The following is a 23442-nucleotide window of genomic DNA, read 5'->3' on the forward strand; positions in this document are numbered from 1 at the left end:
TCGTCGGCAACGGTGCGTGGTGCTCGTCCTACTGTGAGGGCAAACCACCGCCGATTCTCGATCTCGAGCGCTTTCGCCGGGGCCGCAACGAGTGCGGCGGCAATGGGCGAGTCGTGTTCGCGGCCGAAACAATCGTTGCGAACGCGATCACCGAAGCACGGGTGCTGCGGAGGCGCTCACGGTGAACGCACCGGCCGCCATGCCCTTGACGTGCGCCGCACGTGAAGCCCCGGACCGGTCCGGGCCGGCAGGGGCCGGCACCGCGCGACCGTCCCGCCGCCTCGTCCGCCGGGCGAAAATGCCGTCCGGCCGGCGCATCACCGTCGACACGCGGTCCGGCCTCGTCTCGGTCGGCGCTGAGGCCGCGCGTGTCTCCCCTCTCCAGGCCAAGCTCCTCGTGATCCTGATCAAAGCTTCCCCACGCCCGGTTGACCGTAGCCGGGCCATCGAACTGTTGTTCAAGGGGCGGCGCTTGCAGGATCGCACCGACTATTTCCGCCGGATCCTCCACGAGACGCGCGCCGTCCTGCAGGGGCTCGGCGCCACCATCCTCTACGAACCGAACCCGGCGGGCTCAGACCTGCCCGGTTACCTGTCGCTCCTTGAGGCGCGGGCCGCGACCCGGGGGCGGTCATGAAGCATGCCGTGACCCGCCTTGCGCTCCCCCTCGACGCCAGGGCCGCCCTTGTGGCGGCCCGCCGCGTGCCCCAGCACCTGCTTGAGGATCCGATCGGCCGGGCATGGCTCGCCGTCCACATGCTGGATCACCCGACCCGCGGGTGGGACAGTGCCGATGTCGATTTCGCGCTGGAGCACGCGCACGAAATCCTGCGCGCGATCGGCGGCCGGATCGGCCCACGCAGCGACCGTGGGTTCTGGCCGGTGATGAGCTCCGATGCCGTCGCCCGCGGTCGGGTGACAGCGGAGCAGGTATCGTTCGTCGAGGCCGCGCTCTCGTGGCTGTCGCTCTACGTCGACAGGGAGCCCGAGGCCCGGGCGCTGCAGCTTTGGTGCGAGTGCGTCGAGCAGCGCCGGAGCTTCAGCGGCGCCTGCAAACGCCTTGGGCGGAACATCAATACCGAGAAGACGCGCCGTCGTCGGGGCTCGCTGCTGATTGCCGCCGGCCTGTGTCGCGACGACGTGCCGATCCCCGCCCACGTGATAGATGCCCGTAAGGCCCAGGAAGGCGCCGAGCGTCTCGCGGAGACAGAAGCCGCCCTCGCTCGCGCGCCGGCAGGGCAGGGGGTGCCGCAGGCTCCTCGTGAGCCTGCGGCCGCTCCCGTCCTCGACCCGGCCACCACCGAAGCCCCGCCTGAACTTTGGGACCGGATCCGTGCCGCCCTTTCCCAGCGCCGTCGCGGCGAGAGCCTGCGGGGGATCGTGAGGGCGATCCTCTTCGCGCACGTGAGGGTCGAGTTCGCCGGTCAGAGCACGGCCGTCGCTGAGAAGCGCCGCCAGTACCTTTTCCGGCTCGCCCGGCGCGAGGGGATGCTGGACGACGGGGGGCCGCGTTGATGTGCCCCGAGGCCCGCGCCGACATCGCGAAGCTGATCTCTCTCCTGGGCTCGGACCATGACGGCGAGGCGCTGGGCGCCGCCCGGGCGATCGGGCGCAAGCTCGCGCGGTTCGGCCTTGGCTTCTCGGACCTCGCGCTGGCGATCCGCCCCGCGGTGGTCGTCCCGGCAGGCCAAGCCGGCCCCGGAGGCCGCCGCGATCGAAACCGCCCGCCTGCGGGGCGCGGACGCGGCGCGCAAGGGCAAGCTCCGCATGGCGGTCCCCGTCTCCTACCGGCCCGAGAGCCCGAACGGGCACCCGGAGCTGGTGACCGCCTACCTCGACGAATCCGACGCGACCTAGGCCGAGCTGGCCGGTGGAGAGGAGCACTGACCTATGAGCAACGCGACGACCTCGACCCTGGTCGAAGGGGACATTATCACCATCGAGGCTGAAGTCCGCTGGCTGCACCAGGCGGATCAGAACCAGATCGCCGTCAGGCTCGGCGGGCAGGCCAACTACATCAACCGGAGCGCCATCGTCGGCGTCCGCCCCGCCCTCCGGGACGGTGATCTGGTCCGGCACCTCGACCACCCCGCCGAGGGGATCATCCGGGGCGTCTACGGCCGGCAGGCGTGGGTGTCCTGGCGCGATCACGAGCCGGACACGATCGTCACCACCGACCGCGTGGTCAGGCTTAAGACCGCCGTAGAGCTGGCCGTCGGCGCCCTTGCGGCCAGCCTCGTCGGGGACGCCCCCGCCGACCCGGCCGAGGGCTGATCCGATGACGGGTCTACCCATCACCAGCTCGACCCCCGACAGGTCTATGACGCGCACACGCTGGAGCTGGCCGTCTGCGGCTGAAAGGAGCCGGCCTGCCGGCAGATGTACTTCCTGCTCGGAGACGCCCAGGGGCGGATCTTCGCCCGCGTGCCGCTGATGGCCGCGGCTCTGGGCGACTGGACCATCGAATCCTCCGCGACGGTCGCGGAGGTCATGGAGCGCAGCCGCGGCGCGATGCTCGCGCGCGGCCCAGCCGCGGGGAGGACGTAGCCATGTCCCGCGCCCGGAAGCGCGTCGCGATCGGCGGGGACCGGCCGCCGAGCCACCAGACCTACCGCGTCGTCCGCGGCGAGTGCGGCGACACGGCCGACGTCGGTAAGCAGGACTATTCCCCCGATGCCGCGGCCGAGATCGCCCCCCAGAGGCCGCGAGGCGGCCCCACGGCTCCGGCCACGAGCCCCGCCGACGCCGCCTGATGGCCCGCGAGGGCATCCTGTTCGAGACGCTCGGCGTCCCCAGGAGGCGCTGCGGGGGAAGTCCTCATCCCGGGTGATCCGCGAGCCCGTCTGTGAGGAGTGCCGCGCGCCAGCGCCCTTCGGCTACGGCCCGCCCGGCCCCGACCAGCTCCACGAGCCTCGGCGCTGGTTCTGCCGTGAGCACCGAGCCGAGGGAATCGCTGCCTGGAAGTCGATGGGCGGCCGATCCGCCGCCGCGCGAGCCTGGAGGAGCTGTGAGATGACGACGATCCGCACCTGCGCCGGCATGGACGAGGACTGCCCGCCGGAGCGCCGGTGGATCGCCCGGCTGGGGAAGGAGATCCCGGCGGTGGCCGGCAGGGCGTTCGCGCCGTCCGCCATCGTCGTGTTCGCCGCCGACCCGGAGGAGCTGCTCGCCAAGGCGCGGGCGGCCGTTGCTGAGGAGGCGATGCTGGCCCGCCGGCAGGCTGCCCGCGAGGCGGCGAAATTCCCTCCCAGGCTTCCGCCCGGGCAACTGCCAAGCTAAAGCCAGCCCCGTCTGACCCCGCGCTACCCAAGGAGATTCGCGTGAACCCTACCGTACCCTGCTCGGACTGCGACGGCACAGGCGACACGACCGGCATCTTGCTCACCAGCATGCCGCCTCAGCCCAAGCCGAGCGCGCCGTGCTCCGGCACCGCGCGGGCGACGGCCGCGACCGGCGACGACCGGGAGGCCGCCCCTGTCCCTCCGGCGAGCCATTGGGACAAGCCACCGCCGATCACCCCCGAGCTGATCGAGGAGCTGCGCCACCGCGCCCGCACCTTCATCCGCCAGAAGTACCCGCTGACCTACGAGCGAGGCCTGATCGAGCTGATATCCACGCCCGAGTGGAAGGCGGCCTGGATCCTGGCCGAGATCCTCAAGGCCGACGCCGCCCCGCGTGCCGACTGAGCGGGACGTGACGATGACCGACGCGGAACGCGACGCGCGCGATCAGGCGCTGGCGGAGATCTTGACCTTTGAGATGCTGGCGGCCGGCGTCGAGGAATTCAAGCGCGCGCAGGTCGCGATCGCGGACGCGGACAAGACCGGCAATGTCGCAATCGGCTGCATCTGCGCCCGCGTGTACCTCGCGATGCGCGCGGCCGAGCCGAACGGGCCGGAGGCGTCGCTGCCGGCCCATGGTCTAACGCCGGGCTGCCAGTAGGCCGCCAATCCAGCGTTTGACGGATCGGCACAGGTTCCTCGGCCGCCCCGAGATTACGGACGGCAAGCCGGACGATCTGATTGGTGGCCGAGTAAAACAGACAAGAGGAAGTGATGAGCGAAGCATTTTGGAAGATCGTTGACGGTCATGGGCTCGATTGCATCCCGAGCGACGAGCACGAGGCACTGTTGACGATCTGCACCCGCCTCGTGCGCGCCGAGGCCGAGCGCGCCGCAGATCACCGCCGCGTCACGAGTGCCCTGGAACGCTCGAATGCGTGGCGCGAGCGGGCCGAAGCTGCGGAGGCCGAGCGCAACAGGCTGCGGGGGGCGCTGGAGAACAGCAACGCCCTCCTGGCGGCCATGCTGCACGAGAAGCCCGACGATGCGGAGATCTCGGCGCAGATCACCGAGAACCGGACGGCGATCCTTGGCCGCGCCGCCGTGGATCCGCCTTCGCGGCGGCGCGGGTTCGCGGTGAAAGACTCGTACTTTACGGACGACTGATCGCAGCGGCCCGGACAGTGGGACGGAGGATGAGATGTGGCTCGCGCATGCCTTCTACGCCGATGAGCACGGCAAGAAGTGGCAGGTGATCGACGCCGCTTTGACCCCTGATCAGGTTGACGGTGCGATCCGCCGGCACAAGCAGGAGGGCGGCTGCCATCTCGTGGAGCTGTGGCAGCACGCCGGTTGCTTCCACGCAATCGGGTGAGGCGGAGGCGGTTCCGCCCAGGAGAAAGGCCCCGGCTTGCGCCAGGGCCGATCCCGTCTCCGCTGCGAGCGCAGCCGCCGTTTCAATCCGCGCCCCGGAGGGCGATCCCCGCGCTGGCGGGGGAGAACGAGCCGCATCATGGCACTGCCGGCAAGGATCGCAAGGGAGAAGAAGATGCCACACTGCCTGTACGACACCGCCTGGGTCGTGGACGACGACCAGCGCGAGCTGGCCCGGAGTCACCTCCGGGCGCAGCCCTGAAACGCCCGAAAAGCCCCCTGCCGGTCAGGGCAGGGGGCCAGGGGCCTCGAAGGCCAGATGTCGCACGGGGCGCCCCCTTACGGGGCGCCCCTTTCCCGTTCGCCAGGATGCCCTTGGACGGCCCAGATTTGGCCCAGGGCGGCCGCGGATGAGCCAGAGAAGGGCCTGGGCGCCCCTTAAGGGGCGCCCCAGCCGCCGGACGGCTGGCCCCCGCCATTGCGGCCCTGCATCTCCCGAAATCGACGCTCGAGCTTGCGATCCTCGTAGTCGGCCCGGATCAGGGCCAGCAGCGCTTCGACGGCTTCCGCCTGGGTCTTGGTGCTCTCGGCAATCGCGACCAGCGCCTCGACCAGCGCCTTGACGGGCGCCGCGGCCAGCAGCTCGGCCGGGTCGATCGGGTGGGGGGGGACGTCCGCCTCCTTGCCCCCGCGCCGGTAAGCGGAGAGCCAGATGGCGATCACGACGACGAACATCACGGCGCTGGCGATCCCCTGGAGCCAGGGCGGCAGCGCCGCGATGGCAGTCTGGACTTCAGGCGGCATCGAGTGCGCGTCTCCGCTCGGCATAGCCAACGTCGAGTCCGGAACTCCAGACGTTCCACAGCTCCATGAGCAGGATCAGCCTGTAGATCCCGCAGGCGGCGCCGGGGACCGGGGAACTCCACGCCGAGAGCGTGACCTGAAGCCAGAGACCGCAGGCGAGGAACGCTGTCAGCGCGCGGATGTGGGGCGAGAACCGGAACCCTCGGTAGGTCCCGTTCACCGTCAGGGCTGCGATCCGCAGGCCGGCGACCGCCAGCATGAGAGCCCCCCAGGTTCCCTCGGGGGCGAGGCGGGCGAGGAGCGCCCAAGTCGGCTGGCACGGGAAGATGTCGGGCGGCGTCCCGAACGTCCAGCCGAGCTGAAGCAGCAGGGCCGCGGCGAACCACTCCGTCGCCCGGAGCCGGAAATGCCCCCAGATCCCGACCAGGAACCGGAGCAGCGCCGCCCGGCGCCGTTCCGCGCGCGCCCAGCGGGCGAGCGACGGGTCGAGCTGGGACAGCGCCCGGATCACCGCCCGCTCCGTCTCGCGACGGGACGGGCGCGCGGCGATCCCACCGGGGAGCGGAGCCGCCGGGGGGATCTGCCAGGGCATCTCGATCATGCCGCCGAGAGCTGCCGCTTCACGGCGTCGAGCACCGCCGCCTCGCTGGCCGAGGCGTCGAAGGGCAGGGCGCGGAACAGGAGAGGCACGAGGGCGTCGGGCCCGCCCGCCGCCCTGATGATCGCCGCGGGCGCGTGGGCCTGGAGGTAGCGGACGCCGGATGCGATGACCTGGGAGCCGAGGTCGACCGTCAGGGGCTTGCTTGGGGCGGCGCCCGCGACGGCGTTGGTCCCGTAGGCGATCCCGTTCCGAACCATCGTCTCGATCCGCGCCTGGGTGAAGATCAGGCCCAGGACCGGCGCGTACTGCGCGATGGCCTTGGCCAGGACGCCGGTCAGGATCGGGACCAGGAAGGCGGTCGCGATGTCGCTGCCGGCCTTGATCCAGCTGGACACGTCGAAGCTGACGGTCGTGTCGGCCGCCAGGGCCGGGGCGGTGAGGGCGAGCGCGAACAGCGCCGCGAGCAGGGGCAGGCGGATCATGGGGGATCTCTGGGCTGGAGGGGTGTGCCGCATCACCCGGCGGCGCGGGATGCCAGAAGGTCAGGATCGAGCAGGTCTAGCTGAGTTGATCCTGAGTTTATCGGCCTGACTGCCTCGTCTCTTCATGCCCATCGTGGGTCAAAATTCAATGGACTTGGTCATTCTAGGGGCCGCTTTCGAGCAGAGCCCGGTGAATACGCCGAAGATTCGGATCATCATAGGATGTTATTTTTCGAATCGGTTGTCGCCCGCCGATCACAGGCCACTTTTCTGCCTTCAGCGCCATTGTAACACGCCCGACATGGAAGGTTGTTCTACGGCCGACCGCCCAGAGCGAGCTGGCGCTGACGCCGGAGAGCGGCGGCACGAAGGCGCTGAAGGTGCCAACGACCCTCTCGACGACCCCGTCGACCTCGGTCCAGTCCTTGCGGAACGACTTGACGCTAACGTCCTTGATGACGCGCTGCGGAGAAAGCCAGTGGAAAGAATTCAGGACAATTACATGAACGTCAACTCGGAGTCTGCCGATGCTGGAGTCAAAGAAACTATAATTGTAGTTGTTGGTATTGTAATTGCCTGTGGGTCTAACAATTTGGTTTGACCAGACGATCTGCCAAACCTAATCGCTTCCGTCGGGGCCACTCTCGGTGATCTCGGAAAGCCTGAGGCGCCCCCAGTTGAGGAGACGCCGAAGGTGACCCCGGCCCAGGTCAGAAGGTCCATCACGCCGGACGCTCTGATCAGCTTCATCGACGCAAAGTCGTACAAATCGATGAAGCAGCACCTCACGAGGCAAGGTTTGACGTCAGCCGAGTATCGACAGAGGTACGATTTGCCCAGAGACTACCCAATGGTAGCGCCAAATTACGCGGCCCAGCGCTCTGAACTCGCCAAGAGCATAGGCCTTGGGGTCCGTCGTCGAGGAGGAGCAAAGGATAAGCCTAAGTAGTTCGTGCACCCCGATACGCTCGCCCCTCCCGCCAGCGCGAGCGCGGGAGGAGAAAGATGGCCGAGAGTGATCGATCCCTGCTCTGCGTACCAAAAGAAGTCCAAAGATAGAGAGAGAACATAACGGCTACATGCCGCAGTCGTGTGGCAACGATTGCTATCGCACTTGACTTTTCCAACTCGATTGCCGATCCAGCGCGCTTACATGCCGTTCAAAGCTACAACAGAGGTAGCCGATATGAGAGAGAAGGTTTGCGGCGCTGACGCGGTCGAGCTGACAGCTGCGATCGTCGCCGCCTACGTGTCGAAAAACGCGACCCCGGTCGCCGACCTGCCGGGGCTGATCGCCTCCGTGAACGGCGCGCTAAACCAGCTCTCCGCGCCGCCAGCCGCTGAGCCCGCGCCGCTGGTCCCGCCGGTGCCGATCAAGAAGACGGTGACGCCGGACTACATCATCAGCCTTGAGGACGGTAAACCCTACAAGTCGCTCAAGCGACACCTCGGCATCCGCGGTCTAACCCCGGACGAATACCGGAAGAAGTGGGGCCTTCCGCACGGCTACCCGATGGTAGCCGCGAACTACGCCGCTAAGCGCTCTGAACTCGCCAAGAGCCTCGCCCTCGGCCAGTCTCGCCGCCCCGCGAGCAGCGAGGGCAGGTAGCGCCGCGCCCGCCTGCTCGTTGGCGGTGCCGCGGTCCGCCTCCGGGGCTGTCGGCCGGATCGGCGAAGTCACCGTGACCTCGACGCCGTCTTCCTTCCGCGAGCAAGGCGTGAAAACCGTACTGCAGAGCCCCATCTGCGGCCCGCACGACAATCGACCAATGACATAGTGTAGACGTACTTCGATGCCGGGGCGCGCTCGCGGGATCTCAGCCCGCCAAGGCCTTGCCGCACGCGGGGCAGAGGTTCGGCGTGACCCGGGCGTCGGTCGCGCCCGGCTTCGGCGCCGCACGGGCGGCGACCAGCGCAGCCTCGACCGCCTCGGCGGAGATGAGCGCCTTGTTCAGCCCGTCCCCCGCGTAGAAGGACTGGCCGCGTGCAACGTCGCGCTTGAAGCCGGTCGTCGGGGCGAGGACCGGGAAGCTCGCCCACTCCTGGGCGAGCGCCAGCCCGAAGGCGACGTCGGTCAGCTTGCCGGCCGCCCACTTCTCGTAGCCGCGCCGCTTCAGCAAGTGGAACCCCAGCTGATCCTGAAGATCAGGCGAGAACTGTTCCTTGCCGGAGAGGCCAAGTTCCCTGACGAGCCCCTGAAGGGTCGCCTTCATGAACTGGTATCTGCCGGCTGCACTGGAGCCGAAGCGGTTCGTCCAGGCCGTTCCGCTCGCGATCACGTCCGCGATCGTCATCTGAACCAGCGGCGTCGGGAGTTTGCGCTGGTTATTGCCGTAGATGGTGCCGTACCCCTCCGGCGCCTCCTTCGAGGCGATGAAGTCGAGCAGGCGCGCCGCGGGGGCGGGGATGGACTGGTCCATGGACAGCCTCGGGATCAGGGGGCCGGGAGGGCGGGGAGGCCCGGCCGAGAGCGCCGGGCCGATCGAAAGGGGGCGCCCGCCAGCAGCACCGCGAGCGCCAGGGCGGGCGCGGTCATCACCGGGCGCCCTTGCCGCGCTGGACGGTCACGAAGCGGACGGTCAGGCCCCTCAGGGCCTTGGGGTCCGCGCTCGCCAGCAGCGTCTCCCCCTCGCCCAGGCAGACGGCCGGGCTCGCGGCCCCGCAGGGACGGGAGAGCTGGTCAAGGGCGACCTCGGGGGTGCAGGCATCGATCGGCGTCCCGGCCGCGCAGACCAGGGCGACCAGAAGAAGGGCTGACGGCATGGGGACCTCCGGGCAGCGGGCAGCAAAAAGCCGCCCGGAGGCGGCTGTGAGGGCGGGGGGATGGGACGGGCGGTTAGCTCGCGAAGAGGGCGGCGAGGTCAGCCTCGGCGTCGGACGCCACCCGGGCGCGGATCGGCGCCAGGGCCGCCTCGACCTGGGCGAAGAGGGCGTCGGCCTTGGCCGCCTCGGCCGGCTGGTAGACGGCGAGCGTCCCCATCCCGCCGACGCGGACCTCGATCGGGACGTCCGTGACGCCGGGGCCGGGGTAGCCCGCCGTGGCCTTGACCACGGTCAGGCCGGAGATGATCTGCTGCGCCCGCTGCTGGATGGCGGTCGCCTGCTCGAACTTGGTCATGGTCCTCTCTCCTTAGGTTGGCGGGTTTCGAGGGCGGCGAGGCGCGCTTCGAGGGCTGCGATGTGCGCCACCTGCCCCCCGATGAGGAGCAGGGCGAGCTGGTCGGGGCGGAAGCCGAAGCGGTCCCCGCCCTCCCATTCGTCGTGACAGACGAGGCCGTAGGCCCGCGGGTCGAGCCCGCGGGCCTCCGCCAGCGCGATCGCCCTCTGGACGGTCAGGCCGACGTGATGGCGCGCCCCGCCCCCCTTCTCTGCGACGGAGGAGAGGAAGCGGAAGGTTCCGATCTCGGACGCGAGATCCTGCGCCCACGCGACCTCGGCCGGGGCGAGCGGGGCGACCTCGGTCTTTTCCCGGGCGTCGGACGTGTTGATCGACCCGACCTGGGCGTAGACCGTGCTCCAGGGGTTCGCGCTGCTGCCGAGGGTCAGCCCCCCGGCAGTGTTCGGGGTCAGGGCGGTCGTGGAGAGCCACAGCCGGTCCTGGGACCCGTCGTACCAGCGGAAAATCCCGCTGCTGCCGTACTGCGTCCAATTGATCGAGCCGCCGCCGCGGTCCTGCAGGTAGACGCCGGCCGTCGTGCCGAGTGCCGAGAGCAGGCCGGTCGCGCTGACCGCGCCGGCAAACGACGCGCCCGTAAGATCAGCCTTCGTCGGGTCGCGATAACCCTCGTGAAATACCTTGTAAGCGACGGCACCCGCGGACCATCCTCCGACTTTCCAATAGTTATCGGCGTCGATCCCGAAGTAAGCGGCATAGTAACCGGAGCGGTGAAACTGCATATACGCCGCATCGGTCGATGCGCCGTTGCTCTTGATTTCAAGGCGGGCGAGGCTCCCGCTCGAAGTCGCCATCGCGCCGGTCGTGCCCTGGAAGCTCGCCGTGCCGCCCGTGAAGTTGGCGGACGTGCTGAAGGTCACGAGGCCGGAGAACGAGGCCACCGCCGCCGACAACGCCGGGACAGCGAACGTCGAGCCGTTCCAGGACCAGACGCTTCCGTTGGTGGTATCCCAGACACCTACGGCAGTCGCGGTCGCGTACTGGTAGATAATCCGCGAGGTGCCAACCTGGGCGTTCCACGGGTGTTTCTCCGCGGAGCGCGCATCGAGAGCGATGATGTCCGACGCGCTGGACGAGATCGCCGCGGAGAGCGTGAGCCCGGTGAAGGTCGGGCTGCTCCCGGTGGTCAGGCCGGAGATGTCGGCCTGGGCCAGGGCGACCGCTCCAGTCTTCCCGGCCACGGACGTGACCGGGAAGGCGATCGAGGCGGTCCCGACCGCCGTCACCAAGCCCTTGGCGTTGGCCGTGATGACCGGCACGACGGTCGTTGAGCCGAACGAGCCGACGTTGCTGTTGACGGTCGCCAGGGTCGTGGCGGCGGTCGCGTTCGCGGAGCCGTCGAAGCTGACCGACCAGGAGAGGTCCCCGGTCGCGGAGATGGACCGGGCCGCGGCCAGCTTGGTCGCCGTCGCGGCGTTGCCCGAGAGGGTGGCGACCAGCGTTCCGGCGACCGTGAACAGGCTGCCGTCCCAGGACCAGATGTTCCCCGAGGTCGAGTCGTAGACGCCGACCCCGCTCGCGGAAGCGTACTGGTAGACCTGCCTGCCGGCCGCGGTGGTCGCGAGCCAGAGGTTCTTGGCCGCCGCGGAGGCGTCGACCGAGAGGACGTTCGTGGCCGCCGTCGTCAGGGTCGCGCCGACCGTGAACGTGCTCCCGTTCCAGGCCCACACGGTCCCGGCCAGAGAGTCGTAGACCCCGGTCCCCGACGAGGACACGAAGGCATAGACGTTGCGCGAGGTGCCGGTCTGCGCGACCCAGGGGTGCTTCTCGGCGCTCCGGGCGTCGAGGGTCATCAGGTCGACCGCCGTGGTCGCGATCGAGGCGGACAGGGACAGGCCCGTGAAGGTCGGGCTGTTGCCGGTGCCCAGCCCCAGGACCGTCGCGCCGGCCGCCGCGGAGGCGGCGGTCAGGACGGCCCGCCCGGGCGTGCTGCTATCCGTGATCGCCGTCGAGCCGATGGCGATGGCGGTGGCGCTCGCGGCCGTGACCAAGCCCTTGCCGTTCACGGTCAGGGCGACGGAGGTCGAGGCCGAGCCGAAGCTCCCCGGGGCGCTGTTGACCGTCGCGAGGGTCGCCGCCGCGGAGGCGGCGGCCGACCCGTCGAACGACACGGACCAGGAGAGGTCCCCCGAGGCCGCGATCGAGCGCGGGGTGGCGAGCTTCGAGGCGGTGCTGGCGTTGCCCGAGAGGCTGCCGGTGATCGCGCCGCTCGCGGTCAGGCTCGTGACTGACACCGTCCCGGCGAGCGTGAAGGTGGTCCCGTCGTAGCCCCAGACGTTGCCGGAGGCGCTGTCGAAAACGCCGACGCCCGAGGCCGAGGCGTACTGGTAGACCTGTCGACCCGTGCCCGTGGTGGCGAGCCAGAGATTCTTCGCGGTCGCGGAGGCGTCCACGGACAGGACATTGACCGCGCTCGTGGTCAGCGTGCCGTTGACCGTGAAGGTCGAGCCGTTCCAGAACCAGACCGCCCCGGCAAGGCTGTCGTAGACGCCCGTGCCGGCGGAGCTGACGGTCGCGTAGATGTCCCGGCCGGTGGCGATCTGGGCCGTCCAGGGATGCCGCTCCGCGCTCCGGGCGTCCATTTGGAGCCCGTCCACGTAGCTGCTGACCAGCGGCCCGGACAGGTAGGCCCCCTGGAAGGAGGGCGCGTCCGTGGCCCCCAGGCCGAGCGCAGAGGCCCCCGCGGCCGCGCTGGCCGCGGTCAGGACAGCCCGGCCCGGGGCCGTGCTGTCCGTCACCTGCACCGCCGGGATCGCGACCGTGGCCGCGGCGGTGGCGTTCCCGGCCCCGTCGAAGGAGATGGACCAGGAGACATGCCCGGTGGCACTGATCGTGCGCGCGGTGGCGAGCTTGGTCGCGGTGTTCGCGTTTCCGGCGAGCGACCCGGAGAAGCTCCCGCTGATCGTCCCGGACGCGACGAGGTTGACGACCGAGACGGTTCCCGCGAGCGCGAAGGTGGAGCCGTTCCAGCCCCAGACGCTGCCGGTCAGGGAGTCGTAGACGCCGACCCCGGCCGGGCCGGCATACTGGTAGACCTGTCGACCCGTCGCGGTCTGGGCGAGCCACAGGTTGACCGTCCGGCCCTGCGCGTCCGCCTTCAGCACGTCGACGGCGGGAGAGACGATGGTCGCGCCGACGTGGAACCCGGTCGCCGGGGTCCAGTACCAGACGTCGCCGTAGGTCGAGTCGTAGACCCCGACCGATGCCGCGCTGGCGAAGGCGTAGGTGTCCCGGCCCGCCGCGACGGTGACGACCCAGGGGTGGACCTCGTGCGCGGTCGCGTCCGCGCGGATGATGTCGACCGCACTCGAAGTGAGCGGGCCGGCCGCGCTGACCGCGTTCGCGGTCAGGACGCCGCCGACGATGAACTGGGTCCCGTTCCAGCCCCAGACGTTGCCCTGGAGGCTGTCGTAGATCCCGACGCCGCTCGCGCCAACGTACTGGTAGGTATTCCGCCCGGCCGCGACGGTGGCGAGCCAGGGGTTCTTCGCGAGCGCGCTGGCGTCGATCGAGAGGACGTTGACCGCGGGCGTCGTGAGGGAGCCCGTGACCGCGAAGGTCGAGCCGTCCCAGGCGTAGACGTTGCCCGCGAGGCTGTCGTAGACGCCCGTCCCGGTCGAGGCGACCCAGGCATAGATGTTCCGCCCGGTTCCGGTCTGCGCGACCCAGGGGTGACGCTCTCCGGTCCGCGCGTCGAACTCGAAGCCGTCGACGTAGGACGACACCAGGGGGCCCGAGAGGTAGGCGCCCCGGAATGCGGGCGCGTCCTCCGGGCCCAGGCCGAGGGCCGCCGCGCCGGCCGCCGCGTCCCCGGTCAGGACCGCGAGGCCGGACGGAGAGGCGTCCGCGATGTCGGCCGCGCGGGTCATGCCGGGCGGGCCGATCGGCCCGCGCTCGCCCGTGTCGCCCTTCTCGCCCCGCTCGCCAGGAGCGCCGGGCGGGCCGATCGGGCCCTGCTCCCCCTGTGGCCCGACCGGGCCGACGAAGCCGGGCGCGAACGGCTGCCCCGCCGCCCGGCCGGGAGCCGGGCGCGTGACAATGATCTCGGTGATCACCTGTCGACGCCCCGCTCGATCGTGGCAGTGCCGTTGACGCAGCGGCGGGTCACCCCGTCGGCGAAGGCGCGAATGTCGAAGATGTAGGTCCCGGCCCGGCCCGAGCGCATCCGCGTGACGGGGCAGACGATCCCGAGCACGGTCCCGTCCCCGACGACCAGGAGGTCGACCCGCGGCACGCCGGTCGGGGTCGGGACGCCCGAGCTGGCAAGGTAGAAGTAGGCGGCCCCGTCGACCGACTCGCGCAAGGTCCCGCGGAAGGCCATCCCGGCGAGCGGGATCGGGGTGTTGTCGGCGTCGGGGAACTGAAGCGCGTCCCGCCAGTCCTCGTTGAGCGCCGTCGTGATCTTCGTGGTCAGAAGCGGCAGCTCAAGGATGCGGGTCGTCATGCTGGCCTCGTCGCGTGCGGATGGGCGCGCCGCCCGAGGGGCGGCGCGCGGGGTGCGGTGGCGGTCATGGCGGGGTCAGGGCGCGGCGGTGCCGACGTAGAGCCACGTTCCGTTGAGGTAGATCCAGAGCTTGTTGCCGGAGCTGTCGGCCTGGATGGGCGCGAACCCGGCCGGGATGCCGGTAGGCGTGCCAACGGGTGCCCCGGCGGTGACCGGGATCGCCGGCCAGCCGTCCGTCGAGGCCGGGGACATGCCCGAGCGCCCGAGGGCGACCGCGCCGCCGTTGGGGTTGACCATCAGGGGGCGCGTCCCGGTCCCGGGCTTGGCGGCCTGGATCCAGGCATACGAGCCGGAGAGGACGCCCGCGAAGATCGCGTCGTCGGTGCTCGCCCCGGACCCGACCCCGAACTGCGCGCAGGCCCCGCCGGCCTGCGCGTCGGAGAAGGGACGGGGCGAGCAGGCGACCGTCAGGTTGTTCGCCGGGCTCCGGGTGCCGAAGCCCGCGTTGCCGCCCATGTACGTCCAGTGCGCCCCCATGGCGTTGACGATCTGGTGCGAGCCCGTGGCCTGATTGGAGATCGGTCCGGTCACGTTGCCCGAGAGGTCGGCTTCGACCGAGAAGAAATCGCTCGCTCCCGGAGCGATTTCGACCCCGTATTTCTGCGTCTCGACGTTCGCGCTCATGCCGTAGACCGGCCCGACGCGGCCGCCCTTCAGGCTCCAATTGGAGACGCCGGGGGCGACGTAGAAACCGGAGTAAGTGTTCTCCGTCTTCCTTGAGTTGAAGCCGATCTGCATACTAGCCACGTCGACGTAGATACCGCCTTCGAGGCGGAACCCTTCGCCGCCGTTATTGATCGAGCGCCCGCCGAAGAAGCTGATCCCGCTCGTCTGTTGCGCGGTCCCCTTGACCCTGATGCCGGGGTATCCGGTCTGCTGACCGTTGGTCGCCACCCAGACGCCGTTGAACATGAAGGTGGCGGCGACCCCGGTTCCCTGTGGGTCGATCAGGATACCTTCGTAGGAATTGGTGTCGATGTACGTATTGACGACATGAACGGCCTGTATGTTCTGCCCGTTCTGTGGGGTAATGAGGATGCCCCGCCCGTTGGACAGAACATCGCCGCCCGTGATCTGGACCCCGCCGCTGTGGCGGATCTCGACGCCGGCCCGGGACATCGACCCGATGGTCGGCCGGGTGACCATTACGTCGGCGGCGTAGGTGCCGAGGTCGTTGTATCCGATCCGAATGCCGACGTAGCCGCCGCCCGCCACGAGGTCCGTGATGCGGGTCAGGAAGGCGTTCGGGCCGCCGTAGATGTCCACACAGACGTAGACGTTGACCGCGCAGGCCACGTTCTCGATCTGCGTGTTGTAGCTGTTACGGAGAGCAATGTTCGCGCCGCTCGTCCGAGCAATGGACGACGTGAAGTTGATATTCCTGATCCGCGTATGCGCGGGAACGATCGATGGAGTGCCATCCCCCACCTTAATGACATCGCCGTCGAAGGTCGAATTGATGCACGAAGGGTTCATTCCCTCGCCATCTAGCGTGATATTGCTCTTGAGGATCGAGAACGGCGCGGATAGCGCGTAGCAGTTCGTCTGGGACGGGAAGATGATCCGCCCGCCGTTGTTGCTGAACTTGGCGACCGCGCGGGCGAGCGCATTGTCGATCGTCGTCTCGCCCGGGAGGATGAAGTCGGAGATGTAGGTCGCCCGGCCCAGCAGCGTCTCGATGGTGTTGATCGCGGTGGCGCCGGCCGGCTTGGCGGAGAGGCCCGAGCAGTCGCCCGTCTCGATGCAGGTCTTGGCGGGCGCGATCGGGCGCAGCAGGGTCCCGTCCGCGAGGGAGCCGTCCGCGTTGCGATAATAAAGCTTCCGGTCCGCGACGTTGATCGCGACCTCGGCCGTCCCGAGCGGATAGGCCCCGGTCAGGGCCGGGATCGCGCCCGGGGCCGTGTAGCGCCGCAGATCGGCCGCGTGCGCGGGCAGGCCCGCCGCGAGCGCGACGAGCGCCAGGAGAAGACGACGGAGCATGGAGCCCTCAGATGGCCGGGGGGTTCAGGACGAAGGTGGTCAGGACGCCGCCGCTCCGGGCGGCGAGCGTGAAGGTCGCCGGGGTGGTCGAGCTGTCCGCGATCAGCGCCCACTGCCCGTCCGCGAGGTCCGCGGGGGCCGGGGGCGCGGTCTTGGCGAGGACCTTGATGATCGGCGGCATCTGGTTGGCGAGGGCCTGGGCCAGACCCGCCTCGAAGACGGCCAGCGCCGCGGCGAGCGCGCCTCCGGGCCGCACCAGCCAGTTCTCGAAGGAGGTGGCCACCACGTCCCGGTTGTTCGCGCCCCGGATGGTGCGGATCAGGTCGCCGTCCTGCATGACCGGGACGGGCGGCGGCTGGGGCGGCTCGCGCCCGGTGGGCGCCACCGCCCCGAAGTCGACCTCGTACCGCGCCTCCTCGTCGGTCAGCGCGATCTCCGAGCCGATCACTACCTCCTGGCCCGCGACCCAGCCGCCCGAGGCCGCCAGAACAGTGTAAAGCATCGTCGCCATCGGAAACCCGTCAGGTAAGAGGCAGAGAGGCGCCCGGCGCGCCCTACGGCGAGCCGGAGCCGGTGTTCCCCGAGGACGAGCTGTCGGACTCCCCGTCCGACGAGCGCTCGTCGCTCCCGGCCGAGCCCTGCGGTTGCTTCAGGGAGAGGGTCGTCTCGGCGCCGGACCGGCTGACCTTGTGGGTCACGCTCTCGATCCGGTAGGTGCCGTCGACCCCGGAGCGGCAGCCGCTCACGACGCAGGTGCCCTCGGCCTTGGCGGCGACCTCCAGCAGGATCGTGACCTCGCCCGACCCGCCCTCGCGCTCGCTCTCGGCCTTGCGGCCCTTGCCCGCGTCGGTCGCGTGATCCTTGGTCGCCCGGGGCGCCGTCGGCAAATCGAAGACCTCGGGAGCGCCGGGCGAGGCCCCGATCTCCACGTCCTCCTGCTTCCACTTGCCTTCCTTCCGGTCGTACCAGCGGACGCGGGCCTTCGCGTAGCGGGGCCTCGTCTCCTTCGGGGTGATCTTCCAGGAGATGAGGTTCCCGGGCCGGGTCGCCTCGACGCTCGGCATCGTGCCGCCGCCGGGCGTCGCGCCGCCCCCGCGGGCGGCGAAGACCGCCTGGTTGCCTTGGATCTTGAAGGTCGCGCCGAACTCCTCGGCCAGCTCCTGCCCGAGCTGGAGGAAGGAGCGCCCCTCGGTTGACCAGTAGGGGCGCTTGATCGCGCCCAAAGTCTTGTCGGCCTTGATCCCGGAGAGGCCGGCGTCCTTCGCCGCCTGCTCCAAAAACTCCTTTAAGGTTGCGTCGTCCTTGTGCTTGTGCTGCTTCTGCTTGGTCTTGCCGCGCTTGTCGACCGACTTGCAGGAGACGGACAGAGTCATGCCGCCGCCGCGCGCGCCGCTCGACTCGGCCTCGTCCACCACGCCCTTGAACACGATCACGCCCTGAAGCGCGATCTCGACCGGGTTGCCCTTGGACGGGAGGCGCACCTGCCCGTCCGTGTCATCGAATTCGAGGGTCGCGCTGTCGGACGAGCCCCCCGCCTTGTCCACGACCTCGATCGCCGTGATGTAGGGGTTCATCGCGTCCGAGGCGTCGTTTCCGTTGACGGTCACCCGCCACGCGGTTGCCAGCACCATCGGTGCGCTCCGGTCAGTCGTCGAAGAGGTTCACGACCTTGCGGGTCGTGGCGGCGGAGGCCGCGGGGAGGTCCGGCAGGACGACGGGCGTCAGCAGCGGGATCTCCGGGCCCCGGGCGGCGAGGCCCGGGTTCAGCTTCAGGGCGGCGGCGAGCATGGCCGAGGTGTCCCCGGCCCGGCCGTGCTCGCGCCACAGCAGGAGGTCCAGGACCGCCCGGCGGTCCTTGACGATGACGGTCTGGGACATGGGCTCACCCGAACAGCGAGAGCACGGCGTCGATCAGGTCGGCGCCGGTCGACTGGCCCGGGTCATCGACCCGCTCCAGCTTGAGGTCGTGCTTGACCTTGTAGGCGATGCCGTTCGGCGCGACGGCGTCCGCGTGGCTCTCCTTGACGGAGGTGATCACGAACCAGCCGACGACGTAGCCGTCGCCGCGCATCACGAACTGTTCGGAGCCGCTGTCCTTCAGGGCGCGGGCGGTTTCGAGCTGCGAGAGGCCCCCGATATGGAAGGGCAGGAACTCGCCCGAGAGGGTCAGGGTGTCGTCCCCGGCCCCCGCGCGCTCGTAGCCTTTCCGCCGGGACATTAGGTCATGCTTGGCGTAATCGTAGGCATCTTCCCGCTCGACGCCAGTCACGCTGAACGGGAACGTGTCGAAGATCAGGCTGCCCACCATATACTGCACGGCGCGCCTCCGTTAAGCGAAGTTGTCAGAGAGCGCGCCGCGCACGTTGACTGAGCCCGATCCACTCTCGCCGCCGCCCTTGCCGCCGGCCGCCGCGTTGACGCTCCCGAGCGAGGCGTTGGCCGAGGCCACCGCGCCGGGGATGCGCTGGAGCGCCGCGAGGGCCTGGTTGGCCTTGGCGATCAGGCCGTCGAGCCCGCCGGTCGACACCTGAGGGGAGACGGTGACGCCGGACAGGCCCGAGAGCTTGTCCTTCGCCGCGTCCGCCTTGGTCCCCAGGCTGTCGAGGCCGGACGTGTCGCCCTTGGGGGCGATCGCCGGCACGCCCGAGCCGGTCAGTCCGGGCTGCGCCTCCGGCGAGGCAGGCCTGGGCGTGTACCGGGATTGGATGCGCTGGCGCGCCGCCTCGATCTGGGCGGGCGTCAGGTCGCCCGATGCCGCCGGGGCGGAGGTGCGGGGGCGCCCGATCCCCTGCCAGGGGCCGATCCCGACCCGCTTGGCCCCGTGCCACGGGGTCCAGCCCCCCTTGGCCGCCTCGCGCATCGCGAAGTCGATCTGCTCCCTCCAGGTGTTCGGGTCGCGGACGTTGATGCCCTCGCGCAGGGCCTTGTTGCCGAGGCCCCCGCCCGTAAAGAGCTGGAAGTCCCCGAACGACCGGCCCTGGTCGCCCGTGTACTCGTTGAAGCCCTCGCTCTGCGCGACGCGCAGCGCGACCTCCGGGTCGATCCCGTTCCGGCGCGCCGCCTCGCGGATGTAGGCGGCCCGGTCGGCCTTCGAGGCGACGTGCCCGATCCCGGCGCCGCCCCCGACCGCGAGCGCCCGCCCGAAGAAGGAGCCGCCGCCGCCGCCCGACAAAGAGACGTAGGTCGAGCGGGCCCGGCCGGTCGCCGCCCCGGTGTCGAGGTCGAAGGAAATTTTGATGGGCTCGGAGAAAATCTCCTTGATCTTCTCCCAGAGGCTCTTGGCCTTCTCCTCGATCTTGGGGGCCTCCTTCGCGCCCCCCTTGGCGACGCCCTGCCCGGCGCTGCTGCCGGCCTCCTGGCCCGCGCTGCCGGCCTCAGGGGCCTTGGCCCGGATGCCGTCCGCGATGGCCTGCCCAGCCTCCTGGCCCGCCTTGGCGCCCGACTCCGCGCTCCCGGCCGCCGCCTTGGATGCCAAGGCCTCCCGGGCCGCCTCGCCGAGCTTCAGGCCCGCCCGCTGGCGCTCCTCGCCGGCCCTGATCCGGTTGTCGAGCGTCTGGACCTCGCGCTGGAGGCGGTCGAGGTCCGCGTTCGGCTGGCCGCGCATCGAGGGGCGGATCCACCCCTCGATGCCGGTCATCTCGGCCCGCTTGGCGTCGCGCTGCTGGCGCAGCTCGGCCACCTCCTCGCTGTCCTTCGGGGTCCAGTGCTTGCCGGCCGCGATGGCGCCGACCTCGTTGATCCCCTCGGCGATCCGCTCGCCCGCGCTCTGGCCGGCATCGCTGCCGGCCTCGGCCGCGTCGCGCCGCAGCATTTCCCAGCCGCGCTTGGCCTCCGGGGCCTTGGCCCGAACGCCGTCCGCGATGGCCTGCCCGGCCTGCTCACCCGCCTTGTCCGCGCCCTTCTCGACCCCCTTGGCGACCGCCTTGCCGGCGTCCTGGCCGGCGCTGGCGGCGTCGGGGACCTTGACCTCCGGGGGCTTGACCGGTGGAGCCGCGGGGGCGGCCTTGGCCGCTGCGCGGGCGTCCAGGGCCTCCCGGGCGGCCTCGCCGATCGGCAGCCCGGCGCGCTTCGTCTCCTCGCCCGACCGGATGCGGTTCTCCAGGACGCTGATGTCCTTCTGGAGCCGGTCGCTCTCGGGGTCGAACTCCCCGCGCCGTGAGGGGTGGAACTTCGCCTGCCGCGCCTCGATCTGGCCGCGCTTCTCGTCGCGCTGCCGCCGGAGGTCGGCCAGCTCCTCCTCGTCCTTGGGGGTCCAGTACTTGCCCCCCGCGATGGCGCCGACCTCGTTGATCCCCTCGCCGATCGCCTGCCCGGTCTTGGCGCCCGCGTAGGCCGCCGCGATGAAGGGGGTGATCTTGCTCAGGATCGCGCCCAGCCCCTCGGCCGCCCTGACCCCGAACATGCCGAGCGCGGAGAGCGTCCCCTTCAGGGTCAGGAACGCCGTCGTCGCGGTCGCGAGGTCGGTCGCCGTGCGGATCGAGCTGTCGGAGAGGTCCGAGAACTTGTCGGCCAGATCGCCGATGGCCTTCCACATCCCGCGCAGTCGCTCGTCGTTCGCCTGGGCGGCGCGCATGTAGGCGGTCTCGAAGGACCCCTTCATCTGGTTGTACTCGCCGTAGGCGCCCGCGTTGACGTCCTTGCCGAACTGCGAGGCGCGGTCCTTCGGCGTGTGCTCGAACGCCTTGCGGTCCTTCTCCAGCATCTCGGGGCGCAGGCCGAGCGCCCGGCCGCCGTGCTCCTGGCCGAACAGGTACTTGGCGAGCGCGGGCGTCAGCCCCTGCTTCAGGATGTCCATGAGCAGGCGCTCGCTGTCGACCGCGCCAGAGGTCATGTTCATGTAGTCGTTGACCGCCTTGGCGATCTTCTGGGCGTCCTGGGCGTTGACCTTGCCCTTCTTCCCCTTCTTCGCCAGCGTCTCCTGAAGGATCTCGGAGACTTGCGGCACGAACTCCGCCCGGTCCCCGACCACGTCCTCGTCGTTCAGCAGCTCGCCGATGCGCTTCAGCTGAGAGGCGTTCAGGCCCTTGCCGAACTGGAGGCGGACCAGATTGTCGAGGTTGTCCGCCGACATCTTCTTGCCGGGGGAGACGTAGTCGTCGTGGTCGAAGCCGGCCGCCGCCAGGGCGTTGCGGCCCTTGTTCGTCGGCACGGTCAGCTTGGTCGCCGCCGCCCGGACGAAAGTGCCGGCCATCGCGCCGTCGTAGCCCAGGCGCTTGAGCTGGGCGGCCAGCGAGTCCGAGAACTCCTCGGAGAAGCCCATCACCTGCCCGGGCGCGGCGCCGAACTTGGTGTAGCCCATGATGTCGTGGTGGCTCGCGCCCGAGGACTTGCCGAACTGGACCAGCCGGTTCGCCGCGTGCTTGGCGCTCGTCGCCGCAGCATCCGGGGAGGACAGGTCGTACTGCCGGCCCTTGATCCGCGAGATGATCGCCTCGGCGCCCTCGTCCATGGTGGTTCCCATGGCGAGCGCGTAGTCCTTGGTGTTCTCGGTGATGGCCGAGATGACCGCCACGGTCTTGAGGTGATCCGGCAGCGAGGACGCGACGAGGGTCTGCGCCTTCACGACGTCCGAGTTCGTGAACCGGGTGTCCTTGCCGATCTGGAGCGCCTGCGTGGTCAGCGGCCTCTGCGTGTCCTCGCTGATTCCCATGACCGCGCGCTGCCGGCGCGTCGCCTCGTCGAAGTCCAGGTAGACATCCCGGGCCTTCTCGTAGGTCCGCTTCGCCAGCTCGGCGGCGCCCAGCCCCTCCAGGGCCTCGACCGCGCCCCCGGCGATGGAGGTGCCGCCCTCCGCGCCGCCCTTCCGGGCCGCGCCGCCCGCCATCGAGCCGGTCGAGTAGCGCCGGCCCGCCTGATAGGTCGCGGCCAGCTCGGCCTGCCTCTGGGCCGCCTTCTGCGCCCGAGCGGCGCGCGCGGGGGAGCTCATGCCGTCGATCATGCGGCGGCTGGCGGCCTGCTGGGCCGCCGACTGCCGCCCGGCCGCGGCCATCCCGGCCGCGACGTCCCTGTACGCCTTGGCGGCGCTGGCCGCGCGCTGGGAGATGGTCGAGAACAGGTTGCCCTGCGTCCGCAGCGCCGCGTTGGCGCCGTTGGTCGCGCCGGCGATCGCGCCCTCGGCCGACGTGACCTGCTTCAGCCCCCCGGCCGCGGAGGCCAGGGTGGCGGTGAGCCCGCGGACCACGGCCTTCTGGCCGTCGAAGGTGGTCTTGAGCCCTTCGAGGGTGCGCTGGGAGGCCGCGAACTGCGCCTTCGCGGCGCGCAGCCGCGCCTGGGCCGCGTCGACCTCGCCGCTGGCCTTGAAGGCCGCGTAGTTCGAGCTGCCCGACGCCTTGGAGCGCGCGAAGAAGGCGACCTTCCTCTCGGCCGCGGCCAGCTCCCGCGACGCGCGCTCGACCTCGCCCTTAGCGCGCCGGAGCTTGCCGCCCAGCTCGTCCAGGCCCGAGGCCGCGTTCTTCAGCTTGTTGAGGCCGTCGCCGGCCTTGGAGAGCCCCTGGAGCGCCTTCGACGCCTGCCCGGCCGGACCCGTGACCTGATCGGTCAAGCGGATGATGAGCGAGGCGGTCTTGCTGGCCATCTGGGGGCTCTCTCATGCTATAGGCGCGCCATGCGCTGGGCGCAGCGCCACTCGCGGACGAAGTCGTCCCAAGGCAGCGCGTCCAATTCGGCGCGCGTCCCGCCGATCACGCGGAGGATGTCGGCCCGGTAGTCTCGCCAGAGGCGGGGGTCGACTCGCTGCCGTCGGTCACGGCGGGCGGCAGCATCCGGCGCGGCAAAAAATCCATGATCCGCGCGCCGATCCTGTCGTCGTCGTCCGGGTCCAGGCGCTCGATCACCTTGTAGGGGATCGGTGTTCCGTCCGGGGTGTAGAACACCGGGAAGCCCCGGAAGCCGCTCTCGGCCAGGGCGTCGAAGAACGCCGCGACCTCCGCCGCGGTCGGGCGGCGCAGGACCACGGTGTCGTAGACCCGGCCCTGGTAGGCGATCGGGCACTCCAGCGGGAACTCGGCCGAGCGGGGCTTGCCGCCCACGAACACCGGCTCCTCATCCGGCTCCGCCGGGGGCGGGGCGGGCTCCGCGGCCCGAGGTTTGACCGCCAGCGGGCGTTTGCCCCGGCGCCGGCCCTTCCCCGCCTCCGGGGCCGAAACGGCTGCCTGCGGGGCTGCCTGGGGCGCGGGCGCGGCCTTGCCGGCCGGCTCGTAGTCGCGGACGAGCGTCTCGAAGCTTTCCATCTGGTCCACCTG

At 70.4% G+C, this 23442-nt stretch carries 27 protein-coding genes and 1 pseudogene; 13 read left to right on the forward strand and 15 right to left on the reverse strand.

The window, feature by feature from the left end; all coding sequences use genetic code 11:
- Window positions 1-181 precede the first annotated feature (181 nt).
- The 11 genes from QA634_RS20830 (at window position 182) to QA634_RS20880 (ending at window position 4656) form a co-directional block, all read left to right on the forward strand.
- Window positions 182-637, forward strand: a complete 456-nt coding sequence (locus QA634_RS20830; RefSeq protein WP_012333850.1) for a hypothetical protein — start codon at window positions 182-184, stop codon at window positions 635-637.
- Window positions 634-1515, forward strand: coding sequence for a hypothetical protein (locus tag QA634_RS20835; protein ID WP_265576395.1), 882 nt, complete (start codon window positions 634-636; stop codon window positions 1513-1515). Before QA634_RS20830 ends, QA634_RS20835 begins: the two co-directional genes overlap by 4 nt.
- Before the next feature lie 117 nt (window positions 1516-1632).
- Window positions 1633-1857, forward strand: coding sequence for a hypothetical protein (locus tag QA634_RS20840; RefSeq protein WP_150108708.1), 225 nt, complete (start codon window positions 1633-1635; stop codon window positions 1855-1857).
- Between the two features lie 33 nt (window positions 1858-1890).
- Window positions 1891-2274 carry a hypothetical protein gene (locus QA634_RS20845; protein WP_012333853.1) on the forward strand — a complete coding sequence of 128 codons (384 nt, stop codon included), beginning with the start codon at window positions 1891-1893 and terminating at the stop codon, window positions 2272-2274.
- A 105-nt stretch (window positions 2275-2379) separates the two neighbouring features.
- The gene (locus QA634_RS20850) at window positions 2380-2547 is read left to right on the forward strand and encodes a hypothetical protein (RefSeq protein ID WP_012333854.1); all 168 of its coding nucleotides are present in this window, start codon (window positions 2380-2382) and stop codon (window positions 2545-2547) included.
- Between the two features lie 2 nt (window positions 2548-2549).
- Window positions 2550-2753, forward strand: a complete 204-nt coding sequence (locus tag QA634_RS20855; RefSeq protein WP_012333855.1) for a hypothetical protein — start codon at window positions 2550-2552, stop codon at window positions 2751-2753.
- Between the two features lie 259 nt (window positions 2754-3012).
- Window positions 3013-3279 (forward strand): hypothetical protein, encoded by a 267-nt coding sequence (locus QA634_RS20860; RefSeq protein ID WP_018261548.1) that lies wholly within the window; start codon window positions 3013-3015, stop codon window positions 3277-3279.
- 41 nt (window positions 3280-3320) lie between these two features.
- Window positions 3321-3686: a hypothetical protein gene (locus QA634_RS20865; protein WP_012333857.1), complete on the forward strand. Its 366-nt coding sequence runs from the start codon at window positions 3321-3323 to the stop codon at window positions 3684-3686.
- Window positions 3687-3699: 13 nt separating this feature from the next.
- Window positions 3700-3942 carry a hypothetical protein gene (locus QA634_RS20870; protein WP_012333858.1) on the forward strand — a complete coding sequence of 81 codons (243 nt, stop codon included), beginning with the start codon at window positions 3700-3702 and terminating at the stop codon, window positions 3940-3942.
- Between the two features lie 113 nt (window positions 3943-4055).
- A complete protein-coding gene (locus QA634_RS20875) occupies window positions 4056-4448 on the forward strand; it encodes a hypothetical protein (protein WP_012333859.1) in 393 nt (130 codons plus the stop codon).
- A 34-nt stretch (window positions 4449-4482) separates the two neighbouring features.
- Window positions 4483-4656, forward strand: coding sequence for a hypothetical protein (locus QA634_RS20880; RefSeq protein WP_012333860.1), 174 nt, complete (start codon window positions 4483-4485; stop codon window positions 4654-4656).
- Between the two features lie 437 nt (window positions 4657-5093).
- Here QA634_RS20880 and QA634_RS20885 read toward each other — a convergent pair whose 3' ends face one another.
- The 3 genes from QA634_RS20885 to QA634_RS20895 all read right to left on the reverse strand — a co-directional run bounded on the left by QA634_RS20885 (window position 5094) and on the right by QA634_RS20895 (window position 6542).
- On the reverse strand, window positions 5094-5459 hold the full coding sequence (locus QA634_RS20885) for a hypothetical protein (RefSeq protein ID WP_012333862.1): 366 nt from the start codon (window positions 5457-5459) through the stop codon (window positions 5094-5096).
- Window positions 5449-5970, reverse strand: coding sequence for a hypothetical protein (locus tag QA634_RS20890; RefSeq protein ID WP_265576396.1), 522 nt, complete (start codon window positions 5968-5970; stop codon window positions 5449-5451). The genes QA634_RS20885 and QA634_RS20890 overlap by 11 nt, the downstream gene beginning before the upstream one ends.
- 86 nt (window positions 5971-6056) lie before the next feature.
- A complete protein-coding gene (locus tag QA634_RS20895) occupies window positions 6057-6542 on the reverse strand; it encodes a hypothetical protein (RefSeq protein ID WP_012333864.1) in 486 nt (161 codons plus the stop codon).
- Window positions 6543-7044: 502 nt separating this feature from the next.
- Between QA634_RS20895 and QA634_RS20900 the strand changes: the two are divergent.
- Window positions 7045-7491: pseudogene (locus QA634_RS20900) on the forward strand (MucR family transcriptional regulator).
- A gap of 237 nt (window positions 7492-7728) precedes the next feature.
- Window positions 7729-8151, forward strand: a complete 423-nt coding sequence (locus tag QA634_RS20905; RefSeq protein WP_012333865.1) for a MucR family transcriptional regulator — start codon at window positions 7729-7731, stop codon at window positions 8149-8151.
- Between the two features lie 208 nt (window positions 8152-8359).
- On the opposite strand, the gene QA634_RS20910 is transcribed toward QA634_RS20905, so the two are convergent.
- The 12 genes from QA634_RS20910 to QA634_RS20965 all read right to left on the reverse strand — a co-directional run bounded on the left by QA634_RS20910 (window position 8360) and on the right by QA634_RS20965 (window position 23430).
- A complete protein-coding gene (locus QA634_RS20910; RefSeq protein ID WP_012333866.1) occupies window positions 8360-8962 on the reverse strand; it encodes a hypothetical protein in 603 nt (200 codons plus the stop codon).
- A 115-nt stretch (window positions 8963-9077) separates the two neighbouring features.
- Window positions 9078-9305, reverse strand: a complete 228-nt coding sequence (locus QA634_RS20915; protein WP_012333867.1) for a hypothetical protein — start codon at window positions 9303-9305, stop codon at window positions 9078-9080.
- 73 nt (window positions 9306-9378) lie between these two features.
- Entirely contained in the window at window positions 9379-9660 is a 282-nt protein-coding gene (locus QA634_RS20920) for a hypothetical protein (protein WP_012333868.1), read from the reverse strand.
- Entirely contained in the window at window positions 9657-13772 is a 4116-nt protein-coding gene (locus tag QA634_RS20925; protein ID WP_012333869.1) for a tail fiber domain-containing protein, read from the reverse strand. The genes QA634_RS20920 and QA634_RS20925 overlap by 4 nt, the downstream gene beginning before the upstream one ends.
- A complete protein-coding gene (locus tag QA634_RS20930) occupies window positions 13769-14161 on the reverse strand; it encodes a hypothetical protein (protein ID WP_012333870.1) in 393 nt (130 codons plus the stop codon). Before QA634_RS20930 ends, QA634_RS20925 begins: the two co-directional genes overlap by 4 nt.
- A gap of 75 nt (window positions 14162-14236) precedes the next feature.
- Window positions 14237-16201, reverse strand: coding sequence for a hypothetical protein (locus tag QA634_RS20935; protein WP_012333871.1), 1965 nt, complete (start codon window positions 16199-16201; stop codon window positions 14237-14239).
- 7 nt (window positions 16202-16208) lie between these two features.
- A complete protein-coding gene (locus tag QA634_RS20940; protein WP_236728729.1) occupies window positions 16209-16703 on the reverse strand; it encodes a hypothetical protein in 495 nt (164 codons plus the stop codon).
- Window positions 16704-16755: 52 nt separating this feature from the next.
- Window positions 16756-17832, reverse strand: coding sequence for a phage late control D family protein (locus tag QA634_RS20945; RefSeq protein WP_012333873.1), 1077 nt, complete (start codon window positions 17830-17832; stop codon window positions 16756-16758).
- 13 nt (window positions 17833-17845) lie between these two features.
- Window positions 17846-18079: a tail protein X gene (locus QA634_RS20950; RefSeq protein WP_012333874.1), complete on the reverse strand. Its 234-nt coding sequence runs from the start codon at window positions 18077-18079 to the stop codon at window positions 17846-17848.
- Window positions 18080-18083: 4 nt separating this feature from the next.
- On the reverse strand, window positions 18084-18509 hold the full coding sequence (locus tag QA634_RS20955) for a phage tail protein (protein ID WP_012333875.1): 426 nt from the start codon (window positions 18507-18509) through the stop codon (window positions 18084-18086).
- Window positions 18510-18530: 21 nt separating this feature from the next.
- Window positions 18531-22775: a phage tail tape measure protein gene (locus tag QA634_RS20960; protein ID WP_012333876.1), complete on the reverse strand. Its 4245-nt coding sequence runs from the start codon at window positions 22773-22775 to the stop codon at window positions 18531-18533.
- Between the two features lie 106 nt (window positions 22776-22881).
- Window positions 22882-23430: a phage tail assembly protein gene (locus tag QA634_RS20965; protein WP_012333877.1), complete on the reverse strand. Its 549-nt coding sequence runs from the start codon at window positions 23428-23430 to the stop codon at window positions 22882-22884.
- Window positions 23431-23442: the final 12 nt, after the last annotated feature.

Source organism: Methylobacterium sp. CB376, from assembly GCF_029714205.1.
Lineage (GTDB): Bacteria > Pseudomonadota > Alphaproteobacteria > Rhizobiales > Beijerinckiaceae > Methylobacterium.